This window comes from Elstera litoralis (assembly GCF_000963705.1).
Lineage (GTDB): Bacteria > Pseudomonadota > Alphaproteobacteria > Elsterales > Elsteraceae > Elstera > Elstera litoralis.
Map to the genome: position 1 here is coordinate 1 of NZ_LAJY01000886.1, position 1,318 is coordinate 1,318.

1 protein-coding gene is annotated in these 1,318 nt (G+C 52.5%); it reads left to right on the forward strand.

Translation table 11 applies throughout. The features are described from left to right. Positions 1 to 341: 341 nt before the first annotated feature. On the forward strand, positions 342 to 1,318 hold a 977-nt coding region (locus tag VZ95_RS20530), incomplete at its 3' end, for a hypothetical protein (protein WP_045777514.1).

A 1,318-nucleotide genomic window follows, 5' to 3' on the forward strand; every position in this document is an offset into this window, starting at 1 on the left:
TCGAAGGCTAGGCCAGGCGGGTCGCCTTCTTGGTGAACGGGGGTTCCCCGTGGCCCGACCAGTTCTTTAGCGCTCAGATGCAACACCTGGTGCCCCTGATCGGCAAGCCACCGTGCCAGCGGGATGATGAAGGCATAACAGCCGAAATCGTGCAGCAAAATCCGCATGGATCATTCTGAGGCTTAAGGTTGGCGCTTGTCTAGGGACACGCCTCGGCGGGTTGCGCATGAGGCCTATCGGGTGGTTTAAAAAAACTGATCGTGATAGGGAGCCAATGTCAGTAGTATGCTGCTGGGATTGAGCCTTTAAAGGCGCATTTTTGGTTAAAAATGAGAAACGAAGTGATCTGGCAGGAAATGGAAGATGAAAAGAAAGACGGTGGACGATTAAGCCAAGAAAACCAATTCCGTCCTCGCTTGGGGTTTTCTTACGGAATTCGTCATACCGTTGTAATATCGTCGGATATTTTTGCTTTCCTATTGGCTTTTTTTCTGGCCTTACTGGTTGGGGGGATTGTCAACGGACTGTCCTTGGATAGTGCTTACGCCGAGGGGATCGCCGAAACATTCGAGTGGCGGGCGATACAGTTCGCCGTTCTGGCGAGCGGTGCTGTCTTTATCTTCTTCGTTCTGGGACATTATAGATTGCCCGTCCCGGTTTGGACGGCTTACTCCCATATCGTTATAATCTGCTTCATCATGTTGCTAGCCGACGGGTTTTTAGTTTATGCCGCCAAAGACCATTTATCCCGTTTGTGGTTGGTGAATACTTGGTTTTTGGCGGCCGTGCTTATTCCATTGGGGCGTTTCGTAACGCGGCGGATATTAGACGGGCTGGGGATCTGGCGGATTCCATCCCTCTTGGTTGGCACGGGAGACGTGACAGACCATATTCGTCGGGCTTTGGCGACCGATCCGACCCTAGGCTATGAGATCATCGATGTGATCGATCCTGCCGTTATGGCGACGCCCCAAAACGGGCAACTCTGGCGGCAGCTCTGTGAAAAGCGCGGGGCGCGTTTTGTGATTCTGTCCCTTTCTGACCGGGAAATGATTGCTTACAGCGACCTACTGTCCGATTTGGTATGGGAACGCCTCCCCTTCGCAGTCGTTCCATCGTTAGGAGGCTTGCCGATCCTCGGTTTCGATCAGCTCAGTTTTATCGGCCAAGACTTCATGATGCTGGTGGCAAAGAATAATCTCGGTCAACCGATTCGTCGCCGGGTGAAGTTCGTCTCCGATATTCTGATGGCCAGCCTGATGACGCTGGCGTGCTTGCCGATATTCATTCTGTTTTCATGGCTCGTTTCGCGGGATGG